The sequence below is a fragment of the Alcanivorax sp. genome, from assembly GCF_002726155.1.
GTDB lineage: Bacteria > Pseudomonadota > Gammaproteobacteria > Pseudomonadales > Alcanivoracaceae > Alcanivorax.
On record NZ_PBSH01000037.1, the window covers coordinates 1 to 17,540 of the forward strand.

Here is a 17,540-nt window from a genome sequence, read left to right on the forward strand (position 1 = left end):
CTGAGGAATATTGAACTGTTCCTTGATGAACTGCGCCTGGGTGCCCTTGCCCGCACCGGGGGCACCAAGCAGGATGACACGCATAGGATTCTCCATCTTACTGTCGTCAGAAGAGGCAAAAAGTACCTCTGATTTATTCACCCCCATCGCCACGGCCAGATGCCTTAAGGCTCTGGATACGGCCCACGCTCACCCCACGAGAGGGCACAATGCCCGCCGCAGACAGCGTAAACTGGCGTAATTTCCAAGCGTATGGGTGTACAAATCAGAGGAACCCAGCCTCCGAAGGGGTGCAACTTTACCTTGAGGCCCCCTTCATCACAAGAGATAGGGGTTGCGACCTAGGTCGCAACCCGGGGCGGCAAGCCCCTATTGGCGGGACAAATTAAGGGCTGCAGGCTGCACCTGGGGAAGTTGTAACGAAACTGGTACGGCGGTAATCGCCGCCTGATCCACCGAGGCACCCGGCGCTGGCGTATAGCGGGCACCCATGACCAGGTCCGCCTGCTCGTCCGGATAGCCCTGCAGCCAGTTAGCCGCTGTCAGTGACACGGTGATGGGGAAATGCGTGACCACTTTGCGCTGCGCCGCCAGCGGCTGGCCGGCACTTCCGGCCTTGCGCAGAAACACAAACAAGGTGCCGCCAGCCGGCAGGCCTTCACCGTTGACCGTAGCCGCAAGGTTGGCAAAAACGCCTTCCCGCTGCTTCTGTTCCCGAGCCCGATCCAGACCGCGCTGCAACAGCTCTGCGGTTTCGCCTTCGCTGTGCCGCGACAACAGCGACGCCCAGGCCTGCTCTGACAGCGCATAACGCCCGGCCCGGTCTGCGGACATGGCGAGCAGCATCCAGGCGCCATCGTGATTCGGTTCGCGGTCCAGCACCCAGCGGATTTCCTCCAGCGCCGGGTCGGTCAGCCGTGCTTCGTTCTTTTCGATCAAGGCGCGTGCCAGCAACAGGTGCATGGCGGCATCATCCGGGTTCAGCTGCAAGGCCTTGCGAGCCGCTTCTTCGGTCTGAGCCGGCGCGCCCAGTTGATCGTACAGAGCCCCCAGGGCATACCAGCCCACGGCAGAGGGCGTCTGGGAGAGTTCGGACTGCAGCACCCGCACCAGGGCTCCGGCGGGCACTTCCGAGGCGGCTTTCTCCGGCGGCTGGCCAGCAATAATCTTCCGGGCCACATCACCGTATTCCTGCTGGTGCTCCAACCAGGTGGCGGTGTGTTCGTTAAGGCCGATCAGCCCGTAACCGGCGCCAGCCAGAACCACCATGACCAACGGAATACCGAGCGCCCCCTGCATATTCTTGCCGGCCTTGCGCCCTTCACGGCGCCACATCACCCACAGCACCGCGGCCATCAACAGCAACAGAACCAGCGCCATTACCCACAACATCATTTCGTGCCCTCTTCCGGTTCTTTATCCTGGGATGCCTCATCGTCTGCTGCCGCTTTGCGGCTGGCGTTACGCAGCAAAATGACGATCAGTACAGCGCCCCCCAGCAACAGCAAAATAGGCCCCAGCCACAGAATGGATGTACCGGCATTCACTGGCGGACGATAGCTGACAAAATCACCGTAACGGGACACAAAGTAGTCGACGATGTCTTCATCGCTTTTGCCTTCCAGGATCATGGTATGCACTCGCGTTCGCATATCCTGGGCAATGCCGGCATCGGAATCCGCGATGCTCTGGTTCTGGCATTTCGGGCAACGCAATTCCTCAGAGAGGATTCGAAAGCGTTGTTCCTGTTGTTCATTATCGAACTGATAAACATCAATGGCTGCAAAAGCCGGCATGGCCAGCATCAGCAGCAACACAATACGCAGCATTATTCTTCTCCCTCACCCTGCCCCGGCGCTGGCGCCTGTGTGGGCAATAAAGGAACAAACTTTTCTTCCCAGACGCGGGCGTTCAAGTCCCCCGCGTGGCGTAACACGATCTCACCGGCCGGGTTAATCAAAAAGGTTTCCGGGGCCCCATAGACCCCCAGATCCAGCCCCAGTTGTCCGTCGGCATCCACAATCACATGGGTGAAGGGATTGCCCAGATTGGCCAGGTACTCACGGGCGGCCGGCAATTCGTCCTTGTAGTTCAACCCGGAAATGGCCACACCGCGTGCCGCCAGTTCCAGCAGGTACGGGTGCTCCACATGGCAGGTCGGGCACCAGGTGGCCCACACATTCAGTAACTGCCAGCGTCCTTTCAGGGAATCCTCGGTATAGGTTTCTTCGGTCAGCAAGGACGGCAGGGAAAATGACGGCACCGGTTTACCCACCAGCGCAGACGGCAGCTCCTGCGGATCACGGCCCAGACCACTGGCCAACAGCACCGCCAGCAGCACAAAGCCGACCAGGGGCAGAAACACCCAGGGTGAATTAGCTTTCATTGGCAGCTCCTGCGTCGTTGGTCGCAAAACGGTTGCGGCGATAACGTTTGTCCGTCAGCGCCAGGGCGCCACCAAGAGCCATGATCAACGCGCCCAGCCAGATCCAGCGAATCCCAGGCTTGAAGTAAATGCGTACTGCCCAGGCATTGCTTTTATCCAGCGGTTCACCCAGGGCCACATAAAGGTCGCGCCAGAAACCGGCATCAATCGCCGCCTCGGTCATGACCTGACGGCTGGCGTGATAGGTGCGTTTTTCCGGGTGCATCACCGCCACCGGGTCACCGTCATGGCTCACATGGAAATGACCACGGGTGGAATCGAAGTTAGGGCCGCGGTATTCATCCAGGCTGTCGAACACAAAGGTGTAGTCCCCCAGTTTGGCGGTATCCCCCGGCGCCATGCGAATGTCACGCTCCACTTCGTGGAAGCTGACCAGGGTAATACCGGCAATCAATACCGCCAGGCCGCAATGGGCCAACACCATGCCCCAGTAGCCGCGGCCCAGTTTGCCCAGCCCGGTGACAAAACCTTGCTTGTAGGCACGGGCTCGGCGAACCACATCGTCCACATGGGCAAACACCAGGAACAGCGCCAGCATAATCGCCAAAACGCCCTGCCAGGGGCTGGGGTCCGGCAGGCGAGCACCGAACCAGCCGGCAATGATTGCGGCCGGTGCCAACAGCGCCATGCGCTTTAACAGGGAGTTTCCGTCCTGACGTTTCCAGTTACTGAACATGCCCGGCACCATCAGCAAAATCAGCACAAAGGCCAACGGCACAAAGAAGCCATTGAAATAAGGGCTGCGGATGGAAATTTTCATGTCCAGTGCTTCGCCGATCAGCGGAAACAATGTGCCCATCAACACCACAGAGGTGGCCGTAAGCAGAATCAGGTTGTTACCCAGCAAAAAAGCTTCCCTCGATACCGGCTTGAATCCGGTATTGCTGCGCAACGCCGACGCCCGCAGACCAAACAGGACCAATGCGCCACCGGCGACCACAATCAGGAAACCGAGGATAAAGGCCCCTCGGGCCGGGTCATTGGCAAAGGCGTGGACTGACGTCAGCACCCCGGAGCGCACCAGGAAAGTCCCCAGCAAACTTAGCGAGAAGGTAATGATCGCCAGCAACACCGTCCACGCGCGGAACATGTTGCGCTTTTCGCTCACTGCCAGGGAGTGAATCAGGGCGGTGCCCGCCAGCCATGGCATCAGGGAGGCGTTTTCCACCGGATCCCAGAACCACCAGCCACCCCAGCCGAGTTCGTAGTAGGCCCACCAGGAGCCCAGGGCGATCCCCACGGTCAGAAAGCTCCACGCCACCGTGGTCCACGGCCGCGCCCAGCGGGCCCAGGCCGGGTCCAGGTTGCCCATCAACAACCCTGCCACCGCAAACGCGAACGCCACGGAGAAACCGACATAGCCCATATAAAGCATGGGCGGGTGAATAATCAGCCCGGGGTCTTGCAGCAACGGGTTCAGGTCGGCGCCATCCAGCGGGAACCAGGGCAGGTTACGGTCAAAGGGATTGGAGGTGAGCAGCATGAACAACATGAAGCCCACGGAAATCATGCCCATGACAGCCAGCACCCGCGCCACCATCGGCAATGGCACGCTGCGGCTCAGCAACCCAACCATGGCCGCCCAGCCGGACAGCATCCAGCCCCACAACAGCAGGGACCCTTCGTGGCCGCCCCAGATAGCAGACAGACGGTACTCCAGCGGCAACGCAGAGTTACTGTGCCCGGCCACATAGGCCACGGAAAAATCATTGATATAGAAGGAATAGCCCAGCGCGACGATGGCGACGGTCATGGCCAACCACTGTATCCAGGCCAGCGGGCGGGCATACCACTGCCAGGCAGACAGGTTGCGATAAACGCCAATCAGGGGAAAAACTGATAGACACAGGGCAGCAGCCAGTGCCAACCACAGGGAAAGATGCCCGATTTCTACCGCCACGAGAGCTCCTTACTTATACGACTAGATACACGACTTGCGATTTTGACTGGTCAAGGGGCGACCGGACGCGGCTATTTGGCGCGATCCGGCGCGCATAGCATCGGTAGATGGTCCGGCAATTGCAAGTCCGTGGCGGTGCCGCAATGAAAAGACCCCCTGAGTGGTACAAGAAGATAGACCGCGGTCATTTGACTCCGTTCATCGGTCATTTTCGGTAAAACGGCGCCAAGACATATTTTGAGACGGTTGCTATTCGTATGCTCTCACTTCGCTTTGCTACTATCAGCGCTTACATGACAGGGTGTCACCGCGCTGAAGATAAAACGTCACAAATAATCCATATACTCAAAATGCGCCGCCCTGGCCTGCATGGAGTAAGACTTTGAGCACTACGACAACACAGAAATCTTCCTATTCTCGCGAGGACCTTCTCGCCTGTGCGCACGGTGAGCTGTTTGGCCCCGGCAATGCGCGACTGCCTTTACCCAACATGCTGATGATGGACCGCATCACCCATATCAGCGAACAGGGCGGCAAATACGGCAAAGGCGAAATCGTTGCCGAGCTGGATATCCGGCCGGACCTCTGGTTCTTTGATTGCCACTTCGAAAGTGACCCGGTGATGCCGGGCTGCCTGGGCCTGGATGCCACCTGGCAATTGCTGGGCTTTTTCCTGGGCTGGGTGGGCAACCCGGGCCGTGGGCGCGCTCTGGGCGTGGGCAATGTGAAGTTTTCCGGCCAGGTGCTGCCCACTGCCAAGAAACTGACTTACCGAATCGACCTGAAACGGGTCATTTCCCGCAAACTGGTGCTCGGTCTGGCCGACGCCACCGTGTCCGTGGACGGGAAAGACATCTACCAGGCCGACGATCTGAAAGTTGGCCTGTTCACTTCTACCGACGGTTTTTAGGAGCGACTCATGCGCCGCGTAGTAATCACCGGGATGGGCATTGTCTCCTGTCTGGGCAACGACACAGACAGCGTCACCCGTTCATTGCGGGAAGGCCGCTCCGGTATTCGCTTTAAAGAGGAATACCAGGAAATCGGCATGCGCAGCCAGGTAGCAGGCACACCCACTATCCAGCTGGACGATTTCATTGACCGCAAGCCACGCCGCTTTATGGGCGACGCGGCTGCCTACGCCTACGTGGCCATGCAAAATGCCATTGCCCAATCCGGTCTCAACGACGAACAGGTCAGCAATGAACGCACCGGTTTGATTGCCGGCTCCGGTGGCCACTCTTCCCTTAACCAGGTGGAAGCCGCCGACATTGCCCGCAACCGGGGCGTGAAACGAGTTGGCCCCTACATGGTGCCCCGGGTCATGGCGTCCACCGTATCGGCATGCCTGGCGACGCCGTTCAAGATCAAAGGGGTGAACTACTCCATCGCCTCCGCCTGCGCCACCAGCGCTCACTGTATCGGTAACGCCGTGGAACAGATTCAACTGGGCAAACAGGATGTGGTCTTTGCCGGTGGCGGCGAAGAAGAGCACTGGACGCTCAGCTGCCTGTTCGATGGCATGGGCGCCCTGTCCAGCAAGTATAACGACACACCGGAAAAAGCCTCACGCGCCTACGACGCAACCCGCGACGGTTTCGTGATTGCCGGCGGCGGCGGCATGGTGGTGGTGGAAGAACTGGAACACGCCAAGGCCCGTGGCGCGACCATCTACGCCGAAGTGCTCGGTTACGGCGCCACCAGCGACGGCCACGACATGGTGGCTCCCAATGGTGAAGGCGCAGCGCGCTGCATGCGCCAGGCGCTGGCGACAGTAGAAGGCTCGGTGGATTACATTAACGCCCACGGCACCAGTACGCCGGTGGGGGACGTAGCAGAACTGAAAGCCATCCGCGAAGTGTTTGGCGATCAGTGCCCGTCGATTGGCTCTACCAAAAGCCTGTCCGGCCATAGCCTGGGCGCGGCCGGGGTACAGGAAGCGATTTACTGCATGTTGATGATGCAGAATGACTTCACTGCCATCAGTGCCAATATCGAAACACTGGATGAAAAAGCCGAAGGCATGCCTGTACTGGTGAAGGGCAAAGACAGCGGCCCGACCACCGTGCTGAGCAACAGCTTCGGTTTCGGCGGGACCAACGCCAGCCTGGTGCTGCGTAAATGGGAAGGCTGAATTCGACCTTGTGCAGTAATGGCTGACGATGCCAAAAGCGTTATTCGGCCCTCACCAAAAAAGCCCGGCACTTACCGTAGCCGGGCTTTTTTGTGGTTTTCAGCTCCCAGTGGGACAGGCGCCGAATCAGAATTTGTGGATCATCCCCACGGAAAACGCCATGCCGGATTCGTTCACATCCTCGGTGGTTCCCGCCGGATCAAAATCCGTGTCTGAGGCGGACACCAGCCCGTATGCGGTAGTGAAATCACCCAGCTTGTAGTCAGCACCCAGCGTCAGCGTGGCCACATCCAGATCCAGATCGCTGCTATCGAGCATGCCCGCCTGCGCCTTCAGGGCCACACGTTCAGAGACACCAAACTTGCCGCTCAGCAGGTACGACATCAAGTCGCCGTCCGAACCACCATAGGGGTCCAGTTTACTGCGCTCCACGATGGCGCCTACCGCAACGCTGTTGCTCACATTCAGGCCAAAAGAGCCGCGCAGAGTGTCCAGATCACCGCCCACTGTGGCCGGACCAACGGCCACTTCGGTGTAACTGCTTTCATACGCCAGAGCCGCATAAAGCACATCTTGCTTGTAGGTGGCAGACAAGCCCCAGGTATCGGTAAGGCCATCCTTGGTTTTCGTGTTGGGGGCACTGCCCACCGTCTCGTCTTCCCCCGGTGCCACCTGCGCCCGCACCACAATGCCGCCCAGATCCATGCTTTCCCAGTTCAGGCTGTTGCTATTGCGGCGCTGACCGAGGAACACGGTATCCATATCCGCCACGGTATCGTTGAACTGGTCAATTTTTCCTTCGGCCAGTTTCACCACGCTGTCATAGCGGCCGGCAAAAATCTTGCCCACCTGGGTGCCCAGACCAAGAAAACTGTTCCGTGTGGAAAAGGTCGCACTGCTATCACCGTCCGCGTCGTAGCCCACTTCCATCTGATAGATCACCGACAGGCTGTCGTTATACAACGGCTCTTCACCTTTCACTCCCAACCGGGAGTTGTTGCTGGACACAAACCAGGCATCGGACAGGTCATCCTGGCTAAACACCAACGCGGTATCGGGATAATCACTGGTTTTATCCACGCTCAAATTCAGTTTGCCGTAAAAGGTCGGCGCCGCCATGGCCCCCACAGGCAGCATGGCCGTGGCAACAGAGGCCGCAAGCAAAGTCTTTTTCACGTTTATTCCCCGTTCAATGTGTGTTCGCAAAATCAGTGTCGTTCGCAAGATCATGACGACTATATGACTGTTTTATTGCACCAACAAGGAGAAGCCTCTCAAGCGCAGACAGCGAAGGGCAAGGGCCGAGAAACGCGGGATAAGCCTGAGGCAGGCGGCATGTTGCGTGAATGGTATCGCAGCTACAGAACGGCAAAAAAAAAGCCCCCTGGCGGGGGCTCAAAAATACCGTCATAGCATCTCCTGCCAAAGGCAGGTCCCGAGCCTGATGACGATAGGCACACTCGGTTGGCCAAGTGACCACGGCAAAGCCGTGATCAGCACATAATCAGAACCAGCCTGGATCCATCTCAATAAAGGTATCGTCGCCATTAATCAGCTGTTGCGCGTCCCATTCCACCCGGGGCAACTCCCAGCGGAAGAAATAACGTGCAGCCTGCAATTTTCCTTTGGCAAAAATCGCATCGTCAGGATTGCTCAGCGCCACCGCCGCATTGGCCTGGCGTAACCACATCCACGCGGCCACCGTATGCCCCAGCAACTGCAAGTAGGCGTTGGCATTGGATAATGCCGCACGCGGACCCGCACTGGCCATTTGCTTGCCCACCGCCTGGGTGGCCTTTTCAATGTTCGGCAGCATGGCCTGTAACGCCTCGGCCATGGGCTTGCAGCGCTCATCCGTGGTGGCCTGCACATCGGCCACGATACGACTGGCCAGCAACATCATGCCCTTGCCGTTGTCCATCCACACTTTACGGCCCAGCAAATCCAGCCCATGCACCCCCGTCGTACCTTCATGGATGGGGTTAAGGCGGTTATCACGCCACACCTGTTCCACCGGATATTCACGGGTATACCCCGCCCCACCGAAGACCTGAATGGCCATATCATTGGCCTTCAAACCAAATTCTGAAGGCCAGGTTTTCAGTACCGGGGTCAGAAGATCGAGTAACAGCGCAGCCTCTTCTGATGCCACCTCATCCCCAGTCTCGATATCATCAACCAGACGGTAGCCATACAGGCTCATGGCAATCGCCGCTTCTGCATAGGCTTTCTGGGTGAGCAGCAGCCGTTTCACATCAGCATGCTCAATAATCGGCACCTGAGGCTTGGAAAAATCGGCATCGTCCGGGTGGCGGCCCTGAACCCGGTCACGGGCATAATCCAGTGAAAAACGGTAACCCCGATAGCCCAGCAAACCCGCACCAAACCCTACACCTACACGGGCTTCGTTCATCATCTGGAACATGTAACGCAAACCCTGGTGGGGCTCACCGACCAGGTAGCCATGACAATCATCACCATCACCGAACGTCAGGGCGGTACTGGTGGTGCCACGGTAGCCCAGCTTGTGAATCAGGCCTGCCAGAATCACATCGTTGCGGGCATCCGGGTTGCCAGCTTCATCAAGGCGATATTTGGGCACTACAAACAGGGAAATCCCTTTCACCCCTTCCGGGCCACCGGGAATCTTTGCCAACACCAGATGCACGATGTTATCCGCCAGCTCATTTTCACCGCCGGAAATAAAAATCTTGTTGCCCTTGAGACGGTAGCTACCGTCATCCTGTGGCACTGCACGGGTGCGGATATCGGTAAGGGAGGAGCCGGCATGGGGCTCGGTCAGGGCCATGGTCCCGGTGAAACGCCCTGCCATCATTGGTTCCAGGAACCGGGTTTTCAGGGTGTCACTACCGAAGTTGCGGATCACGTTGGCCGCCGCCGCTGTCAGGAAAGCGTAGCCGGTGGAGCTGGGGTTAACGCAGGTGAACATGCCTTTGCACGCCGCCGCAGCGATTTCCGGCAACTGCATGCCGCCTTCTTCAAAGCTGGCCCGCGACGACAGAAAACCGGCGTTGATGTAGGCATCAAAAGCCTCTTTCACTTCCGGACGCATCACCACTTTGCCATCCACAAAGGTGGGCTCTTCCTTATCGGACAGCGCGTTGTGGTTGGCGAACTTTTCCCGTGCCAGTTTTTCTGCGGTATCAAGAGCCGCTTCAATGGTCTCGCGACTGTGATCTTCAAAACGCGGGCGGGCGAACAGGCTGTCGGTGTCCAGCACCTCAAAAAGCTGAAAGCTCAAGTCACGGCGGTCGAGAATCACATCACTCACAATAGCGCTCCGGTTATTTTGGACAACAGCTTGCCATCGTTATGCTGTGTCTGGCATTGTCGCCTATGACTAATTCATGGTGGAACACGACATATGTTCACGGTAGCAGTATTAGCCTTCGACGGCGTTTTTGCCTCTGCCCTCACCGGGGTAGTAGATCTCCTCAATCTGACCGGGGTGACCTGGAACCGTATCCACGGGCAACCCCTGGACCAGCAGTTCAAAGTTCAGATTGTGTCCCGCGGCGGCAACCCGGTGCGCTGCACCAACGGCATCCGCATGGCAGTGGATTGTTCCCTGGAGCAGATGGATCAGGCCGATCTGGTGGTGGTGCCGACCATTGGCGGAAAAATTGAAACCGTGCTCGCCCAGGAACAGGATGCCCTGCCCTGGCTGCGTTTTCTGCATCAAGGCGGCGCCGATCTGGCCAGTAACTGTACCGGCGCTTTCCTGTTAGCTGAAGCCGGTTTACTGGATGATAAAACGGCCACCACCCACTGGGGCTTTAGCCAGGAATTTCGCCATCGCTACCCGCAGGTGAAACTGAATGAACGGGAATTGATTACCCGCGACGGCAACATTTTCTGTGCCGGTGGCGGCACCGCCTGGCGTGACCTGACGATCCTGTTGGTAGAGCGTTTCTGCGGTGCTGATCTGGCCCGGGAACTGGCCCGGGCATTTGTCATCGATGTGCGTAACGATCTGCAAAGCATTTACGCCGGGCTGCCGGCACATACCTATCATCAAGACGATCAGGTGCAGGCCATTCAGGGCTGGATTCACGAGCACTACAAGGAAAATACCAGCCTGGGGCAATTGGCGGAACGCGTGCATTTGAGTCCGCGCCAGTTACAGCGCCGCTTCACCACCACACTGGGCGAACCACCATTGCAGTACCTGCAACGAGTGCGCATTGAGGCTGCCCGAAAAATGCTGGAACGGGGCACCAACAACCTGGCTAAACTCTCCGAGCAAGTGGGCTACCAGGATGTCAGCAGTTTTTCCCGGTTATTCAAACGGCATACCGGCCTGTCCCCCAGCCACTATCGACAGCGCTTCGCCCGCACCGGCGCGCTGAACGACTAGAACATTATTCAACACACTGGATTCAGCCGTTTGTCGCTTGGTTGATTGCGTAACCGCAAGAAACCACTGACAGTGGAACAAGCGACAAACGTGAAGATTCTTGACGGAACCTTGACGCAACAGCGCTGAAGATGACCACAGTCATACAAGGAGAGCCCTGTGAAGAATCTGTCCATTCTACTGGTAGAAGACCATCGCCAACTGGCCCAGACCGTACTGGAATACCTGGAGCAGGAAGGCGCCAGTGTGGACTATGCCGGCAACACAAGGCTGGCACGGGAGCTGGTTCAGGAACATCACTACGATCTGATGCTTCTGGACGTCATGCTTCCCGGCGAAGACGGCTACAGCTTTTGCCAGTATCTGCGCAAGGAACTGGCGCTGGATATGCCGGTGGTATTCATGACCGCGCGGGATCAGCTGGAAGACAAACTGGAAGGCTTTGATCGCGGTGGCGACGACTATATCGTCAAGCCCTTCGCCCTGCCGGAACTCTCCGCCCGCGTCACAGCACTGGTGCGCCGCCAACGCAAGGAAGTCACCGCCAACACACTGCAGATTGCCGATCTGGAACTGGACCCGGCCCGCCAAGAGGTACGCCGTGACGGCCAGTTGTTAAAACTGTCCCCCACCGCCTTTCGCATTCTGCGCATTCTGATGCGCGAATCCCCCAAGGTCGTCAGTCGGGAACAACTGGAACACGAACTGTGGGGCGACCTGGTACCCGACTCCGATGCCTTGCGCAGCCACCTGTATAATTTGCGCAAAGCCGTGGACAAACCTTTCGAGCATGCATTGCTCAACACCTTGCCCGGTGTCGGCTTCAGCATTCAGGCAGCACCGGAAACCGCACAGTAAGGCGCTGCCCCCTTGCACATTGATAGGAACCCGGCTGAGAATAGGGAAAAAGCCATTTTCCCTATTTATGCCAGCCGACCAAACTGACACACCGTTAGCCAGCTATTCTTCCTGCCAGGAATTACTGGACGCCCACCTTGCTGAACTGCAACACCGTTTCGGCATGGCCCTGTGGATGATCACCCGCCTGCGCGACGACGAAATGGTGATATTACGTGCACGGGACGATCACTATGGGCTGGTGCAAGGCAACCGCCTGCAATGGCAAAAAAGCTACTGTATCCGAATGGTGGAACAAGGTGCCCCCTGTATTGCCACCGATGCTCAGCGCACTCCCAGTTACAACAATGCCCCCATCAATAGTGACCTGACTATTGGCGCCTACATCGGGTTGCCACTTGTGGACAGGGACAACCGGCTTTTTGGCACCCTCTGCGCGCTGGACCCGGAGCCACAGGATGCGTCACTGGAGCAGGCCCTGCCCGCTTTGCAACACGAAGCCCGCCTGATCGGTTTTCTGCTCAGTAATGCCCTGCAGGAAGCGCAACAGCAGAGGGTCAGCATTTTTGTGGAACACCCGGACCGCTGTGCCGATACCGGCCTACCCGGGGAACAAGGCTGGGCGGACATCAAGGCACAGGAGCGACAGCACAGCCGGGATTTCGGCATGGAATCATCAACGCTCTACCTGCAAGCGCCAGAGGACAGCGACAGCATGATCATCGCCGACTCCCTGGCAGCGCTGCTGCGCGAGCAAGACAGCATCGCCCATCTGGGCAAAAACCGTTTTGGTATTCTTCTGGCTGACACCAACGAAGAAAAAGCCCGGCGCGTGATCCATCGTATTCGCGACGCCCTGAACGCCAAGCAATTACTGGTGCGCATTGATCCTTCCCCGCTTGCTGCGGGCTAGACGTTTTCAGACCGTTAACTAAACTGCACCCGAACTTCGGTGCCCTTGCCCGGTTCACTGGCCACCATCAGCTGCCAGTCATAGCGTTCGCACAGGCGTTGCACAATGGCCAACCCCAGACCATGACCGCCTTCCTGGGTAGCGCCCCGCTCAAAGGGTTGCAGTACCCGGGCCAGTTCATCCGCATCCATGCCCGCGCCATAATCCACCACCTGCACCGCCTTCTCCATCACCACGATGGTGACATCCCCAGAACCACTGTAGTTGATGGCATTGCGGACCAGATTCGTCAACACAATGGTGAGCGCCGCCTCCGGACAGTTCACACTCAGCAGCGCCGTCTGCCGGACCTGCAAGCGAATTTGCTTACGCTCGGCCAGCGGATTCAGGCGTTCAATCAGGTTCACCGCCAGATCGTTGACGATCACATCCTCACTCTGCTGGCTGTGTTGCTCCGTGCGCGCCAGCATCAGCAATGTTTCCAGGGTCGCTTCCATGTCATCAACGGTGTCATCCATGCGCCGAATCAGAGGGCGGTCACCCACCTGTGTCACCAGTAATTCCAGATTGGCGCGAAACACCGCCAGTGGCGTGCGTAATTCATGGCTGGCATCGCGGGTAAATTGACGTTCACGTTCCACAAATGACACTAGCCGGTCGGCATAGCCATCCAACGCCGCCACCAATACCGCCACTTCACTACCCGAATCCGCAGCAATGTCACTCAGGTCCGGGCGGGCCACACTGGGGTCATTCACCGGGGTATGCCGCAACGCATCAGAAAGCTGCACAAGTGGGGACAATAAATCGCGGGACTTTTTCCAACCGAGAAACGAGGTGATATAGATCACCAACAGCACACCGGTTAACGGCAGGATGCCAAACAGGAACGCCAGCACCGACACCCGTTTTTCATCAAAAATCAGATACAACCGAGCGCCGTCGCGATGCTCGATATAGACAATGGGCCGCTCACCGGCCAGATCCACACGCTGATAACCATCGGGTAAATCCGCCAGCACGTCAGGAACCGAATCCTGCACCGCATCACTGCTCAACAGGCCAAGCAGATGGCGGGTATTGGGACGCGGCTGGGTGGGGTTTTCCTCCACCAACGACCAATAGTGATCGGCTTCCTTGATCAGTGCTTGCTTGACCAGCACATGCTCAATAATGTTCGCGGTTGCCCACACGCCCAGCACAGTGGCCAGGCTGATCAACAGTAATTGAACCAGATAGACGCGGGTAAGACGGTGCTGAACGCCGGTTTTTTTCATGCCTTGCTCGTTTTATGGCTATTCATCATGGCCCGCGAAAACAGCGCTCAATTCGCCACAGGCTTGGCGAAACGGTAGTGCGCAACGAACCACTCTTCGCCCCCACCATAATTAAACAGCTCCGCACACGCCATGAAAAACATACGCCAGCGTTGCAGCCACACCTTCCCCTGGCCTTTACCGTAACGGTCGTCCAACAGCCGAGTCAGCGCGGCCTGTTTTTCATCGGCCAGCACCAGCCAGGCCTCCAGAGTGCGGCCATAGTGGGTACCATTCACTGCCCAGCGCTGCTCCTCCTGAAGATCACCAGCACAATGAGGCAGCCAGTCATAGGCTGGCATCATGCCACCGGTAAAGAAGTACTTGGCCATCCAGTCCTTGCTGCCTTCGGTTTCGAACAGATAGGTCAGATCACGATGGCAGAACACATGAATGAAAAGTTTGCCACCCGGCTTCAACCAATCATGAATACGCGACATCAGGGTTTTGTGATTGCGCATGTGCTCGAACATTTCCACCGACACCACCCGATCATAGGGCTGCTGCGGTTGATACACAGAAGCATCCGCAGTGATCACATCCACATTGTTCAGCCCTCGCTCAGCGGCACGGCCAAGAATAAAGGCCCGTTGGGACGACGAATTGGAAATCGCGGTAATCCGGCTGTTGGGGTACTGCTGCGCCATCCACAATGTCAGCGATCCCCAGCCACAGCCCATTTCCAGCACGTCCTGGCCATCTTCCAGCTCTGCCCGCTCACAGGTCATGGCCAGCATGGTTCGTTCTGCGTCTTCCAGGGTGCTTGAGGCATTCGGCCAATAGCCGCTGGAATATTTCAGATAGGGGCCCAGCACCTGCTCATAGAAGCGGGCATCGACTTCATAGTGCTGTTCATTGGCCTCATCCTGACCCACCGCAACAGGCCCCTGGCGCAAGGCCTCTTCGAACGTCTGGCGGTTACTGCGTTGTTTTTCCTGTTCCAGACGCTGCCCCAGCAGGCGGCGAATACCAAAACGCACCAATCCGTCGGGCAACAGCCCGGATTCCGCCATTTGAATCATCATGATTTGGGTCTCCAGGGAAAGAACGCACTGGTTGTGCGCTGATAATCACGGTAGTCATCGCCGCGGGATTTGAGCGCCTGCTTTTCGGTATAAGGAATACCCGTGACGAACCACAGGAACACGAACATGGCCAGGGGCAATACCCACAACCACCCCGCGTGCGGCGCGCCAATGGCCATGACGGGGTAACTGACCCAGTGCAACCACTCGCAGAAATAGTTGGGATGGCGACTGTAGCGCCAGAACCCTTCACGGCAGGTTTTGCCCTTGCTGTCCGGGCGCTTTTTGAAATCGGCCAATTGTTTGTCTGCCAGCGCTTCACCGGCGATGGCCAGCAATCCGATCGCCACGCCCAGCAGCACAAGGGAGGGCGCAAACTGATCCTGCTCGGCCACTACCCAGAAAGTCAGAGCAAAACCCCAGGCCAGTAGCGCCTGCCCCCAGTAAAACACCAGAAACACCGGCTGCGCCTTGCTGCCCAGCGCCTCGCGCATGGCGGCGTAGCGGCCGTCCTCCGCGCTTTCCTGGCTAACTCGCTGAAAAATATGGCTGCCCAAACGTAATGACCACAACAATAACAGCACGCCTGCCGCCACACGGGGAACCAGGGCTCCGTTTCCGGTCACCAGAAAACTCATGCCAACAATGCCCACCGACCAGGCCCAAAACACATCCACCCAACCGGCGTTGCGGGTCTGGCGTTGTTGCAGCCACAGTACGGTGGCCACAATCAGCAAGGCGATAAGCAGCAAGTAATGGATTTCAGGCATGTTTGGTTCCCTGTTTTGTAATCGTCGCCACCTGCGCCAGCAACGGTACCGCTATCGCCCAACTGACACCGTAAACCATTGCCAGCAATAGCCAGCCTTGCGGTGCAGTCGCCGCCCCCAGGCGAATGCCCATGGTCACGGAAAAGACGCCTCCCAAGGCGCCTAACAAAGCCGCCAGTACCGGCCGGCCACACAGCCAGTTCAAGCTATAACGAAAACTCACCGCAAAGCCCAGCCACAACGTCCATACCCAATGTGGCGCCCACCAGTGTTGTTCCCAGTTGCGGTACTGCAACACCTCCGGCCGCAACCACAACGGCTCCATCAACACACACAGTAAGCCACCGGCGGCAATCAACAACAGGTCCTGGCGCCACTGGCGTGTCAGCGCGACTTGCGCAACAACCATGACGCCCAGCACGCCCCAGGCCAGTACACTTACATCCTGCGCCGCCCCCAACACCGCAGCCGCCCAGAGCAACTGGAACGAAATGACGTTAACAATGACGGCGCGTGCATGAAGTTTCATCGCCTTACATTGCGGTATCCCTCGTCAAAGCGCTGTGAATCGTGCCGCAACGCCTGTTGCCAGCCCACCCTGACTTCAGCGTTTCCAGCTTCACAACCGATTCACCACCCCCGCGCCAAAGTCAGCTTATGAATGCTCCCATGACATTATCGTTGTCACTGCTGCTGACGCTGCTATTAACTGCCTGCAGCAGTGCCCCCAAAGGCCCTTACGGATATACCGACCGGTATCAACAGGCGCTCACGTCTGCCCCCACCGGTCACCCGGTTGATTCGGCGACAATTGATCGCTTTATTGCGTTCTTCAACCCACTGGATGCCAGCACCATCCCTGCACAAATCGACACCCTTTATGCTGATCCCCTGTATTTCAACGACACCCTGGTCACGCTGACCGCGCGCGACCAGCTGGCAGAGCATTTACAAACCACCGCCGAAGGGCTGAACAGCATGTCCCTGACCGTCAACCACATCATCAAAGACGGTAGCGATGTGTATCTGCGCTGGGTCATGGAGGCACGCTTCAGCCTGCTCGGCAGCGAACGCCTGTCTCGCACCATTGGCATCAGCCAGCTGCGCTTCAACGCGCAGGGGCAAGTCGTTTTCCAACAGGATTTCTGGGACAGCAGCCAAGGCGTGGACCAGCATTTGCCCGTAATAGGACCGATGACACGATGGCTAAGAGAGCACGACTAATCCCGGCCGCGCTGCTACTGGCTGCTGCGGCCATTGCCGCACCCGGCTACGCCAACGCTAGCGACCAAGCCTGGCAGGTTTGCACCCGCAGCGACGTGAAAGCCCTGCGCTTCATCACTGTGGGTGAAGCCACCCTGTCTCGGCACGACTGCCAGACCGACGACCTGCAGTCACCGCCGTTGCGGCTGACCTTCCGTTATTTTCGCGACGTTCCTGGCGATGCCTTTGCCAAAGCCGCGCTGAACTTTCTGGAAAAAAACCTGCAGGCAACGGCATTCGACCAGTACCAGGAGCGTTTCCAGGCATTCAACAGCCATTATCAAGACATCAGCGATGGCGACGCCTACACCCTGACTTACCGCGAAGACGACCTAACCCTGGCCCTGAATAATCAGCCCCTTGCCAGCGAGACAGGCGCCACGTTTGCCCGCTACTACCTGCGTATCTGGTTTGGCGAAACGCCCTATTCCCAATCACTGAAGGAAAACCTGCTGAATCAATGACCTCCCCTGCCTGCTATTGCACGGCATGCACGCAAACGTGATACTGAGAGGCATAATAATCAGCACGTTTATT

At 57.9% G+C, this 17,540-nt stretch carries 18 protein-coding genes; 7 read left to right on the plus strand and 11 right to left on the minus strand.

Features of this window, described 5'->3' with window-relative positions:
* The 5 genes from CL546_RS11225 to CL546_RS11245 form a co-directional block, all read right to left on the minus strand.
* A partial coding sequence (locus CL546_RS11225; protein WP_272997887.1) for a nucleoside monophosphate kinase occupies nt 1-84 on the minus strand: 84 nt, incomplete at its 3' end.
* A 285-nt stretch (nt 85-369) separates the two neighbouring features.
* On the minus strand, nt 370-1,395 hold the full coding sequence (locus CL546_RS11230) for a tetratricopeptide repeat protein (protein ID WP_290494997.1): 1,026 nt from the start codon (nt 1,393-1,395) through the stop codon (nt 370-372).
* Nucleotides 1,392-1,829 (minus strand): cytochrome c-type biogenesis protein, encoded by a 438-nt coding sequence (locus CL546_RS11235; RefSeq protein ID WP_290494999.1) that lies wholly within the window; start codon nt 1,827-1,829, stop codon nt 1,392-1,394. The genes CL546_RS11230 and CL546_RS11235 overlap by 4 nt, the downstream gene beginning before the upstream one ends.
* Nucleotides 1,829-2,386 (minus strand): DsbE family thiol:disulfide interchange protein, encoded by a 558-nt coding sequence (locus CL546_RS11240; protein WP_290495001.1) that lies wholly within the window; start codon nt 2,384-2,386, stop codon nt 1,829-1,831. Before CL546_RS11240 ends, CL546_RS11235 begins: the two co-directional genes overlap by 1 nt.
* Nucleotides 2,376-4,346, minus strand: coding sequence for a heme lyase CcmF/NrfE family subunit (locus tag CL546_RS11245; RefSeq protein WP_290495002.1), 1,971 nt, complete (start codon nt 4,344-4,346; stop codon nt 2,376-2,378). Before CL546_RS11245 ends, CL546_RS11240 begins: the two co-directional genes overlap by 11 nt.
* 382 nt (nt 4,347-4,728) lie before the next feature.
* On the opposite strand from CL546_RS11245, the gene fabA reads away from it, so the two are divergent.
* The gene (fabA, locus tag CL546_RS11250) at nt 4,729-5,256 is read left to right on the plus strand and encodes a 3-hydroxyacyl-[acyl-carrier-protein] dehydratase FabA (RefSeq protein ID WP_039926983.1); all 528 of its coding nucleotides are present in this window, start codon (nt 4,729-4,731) and stop codon (nt 5,254-5,256) included.
* 9 nt (nt 5,257-5,265) lie between these two features.
* Entirely contained in the window at nt 5,266-6,480 is a 1,215-nt protein-coding gene (gene fabB, locus CL546_RS11255; RefSeq protein ID WP_290495004.1) for a beta-ketoacyl-ACP synthase I, read from the plus strand.
* Between the two features lie 126 nt (nt 6,481-6,606).
* On the opposite strand, the gene CL546_RS11260 is transcribed toward fabB, so the two are convergent.
* Entirely contained in the window at nt 6,607-7,656 is a 1,050-nt protein-coding gene (locus tag CL546_RS11260; protein WP_290495006.1) for a porin, read from the minus strand.
* A 328-nt stretch (nt 7,657-7,984) separates the two neighbouring features.
* Nucleotides 7,985-9,772 (minus strand): acyl-CoA dehydrogenase, encoded by a 1,788-nt coding sequence (locus CL546_RS11265; RefSeq protein ID WP_290495008.1) that lies wholly within the window; start codon nt 9,770-9,772, stop codon nt 7,985-7,987.
* A 93-nt stretch (nt 9,773-9,865) separates the two neighbouring features.
* Here CL546_RS11265 and CL546_RS11270 point away from each other — a divergent pair, with 93 nt between their 5' ends.
* From CL546_RS11270 to CL546_RS11280, 3 genes are all read left to right on the plus strand, one after another.
* Nucleotides 9,866-10,858: a GlxA family transcriptional regulator gene (locus CL546_RS11270; RefSeq protein WP_290495010.1), complete on the plus strand. Its 993-nt coding sequence runs from the start codon at nt 9,866-9,868 to the stop codon at nt 10,856-10,858.
* 159 nt (nt 10,859-11,017) lie between these two features.
* The gene (locus CL546_RS11275; RefSeq protein WP_290495011.1) at nt 11,018-11,716 is read left to right on the plus strand and encodes a response regulator transcription factor; all 699 of its coding nucleotides are present in this window, start codon (nt 11,018-11,020) and stop codon (nt 11,714-11,716) included.
* Between the two features lie 67 nt (nt 11,717-11,783).
* Nucleotides 11,784-12,629, plus strand: coding sequence for a GAF domain-containing protein (locus CL546_RS11280; RefSeq protein ID WP_290495013.1), 846 nt, complete (start codon nt 11,784-11,786; stop codon nt 12,627-12,629).
* 14 nt (nt 12,630-12,643) lie between these two features.
* On the opposite strand, the gene CL546_RS11285 is transcribed toward CL546_RS11280, so the two are convergent.
* The 4 genes from CL546_RS11285 to CL546_RS11300 are packed head-to-tail and all read right to left on the minus strand — an operon-like array spanning nt 12,644 to nt 16,269.
* Complete coding sequence (locus CL546_RS11285) at nt 12,644-13,906, minus strand: sensor histidine kinase (RefSeq protein ID WP_290495015.1); 1,263 nt, start codon at nt 13,904-13,906, stop codon at nt 12,644-12,646.
* 47 nt (nt 13,907-13,953) lie between these two features.
* The gene (locus tag CL546_RS11290; protein ID WP_290495017.1) at nt 13,954-14,970 is read right to left on the minus strand and encodes an SAM-dependent methyltransferase; all 1,017 of its coding nucleotides are present in this window, start codon (nt 14,968-14,970) and stop codon (nt 13,954-13,956) included.
* The gene (locus CL546_RS11295) at nt 14,967-15,740 is read right to left on the minus strand and encodes a DUF1295 domain-containing protein (RefSeq protein WP_290495019.1); all 774 of its coding nucleotides are present in this window, start codon (nt 15,738-15,740) and stop codon (nt 14,967-14,969) included. The genes CL546_RS11290 and CL546_RS11295 overlap by 4 nt, the downstream gene beginning before the upstream one ends.
* Entirely contained in the window at nt 15,733-16,269 is a 537-nt protein-coding gene (locus tag CL546_RS11300) for a DUF2878 domain-containing protein (RefSeq protein WP_290495021.1), read from the minus strand. The genes CL546_RS11295 and CL546_RS11300 overlap by 8 nt, the downstream gene beginning before the upstream one ends.
* 140 nt (nt 16,270-16,409) lie before the next feature.
* On the opposite strand from CL546_RS11300, the gene CL546_RS11305 reads away from it, so the two are divergent.
* Complete coding sequence (locus tag CL546_RS11305) at nt 16,410-16,964, plus strand: nuclear transport factor 2 family protein (protein ID WP_290495023.1); 555 nt, start codon at nt 16,410-16,412, stop codon at nt 16,962-16,964.
* Nucleotides 16,943-17,467, plus strand: a complete 525-nt coding sequence (locus CL546_RS11310) for a chalcone isomerase family protein (RefSeq protein WP_290495025.1) — start codon at nt 16,943-16,945, stop codon at nt 17,465-17,467. Before CL546_RS11305 ends, CL546_RS11310 begins: the two co-directional genes overlap by 22 nt.
* Nucleotides 17,468-17,540 lie beyond the last annotated feature (73 nt).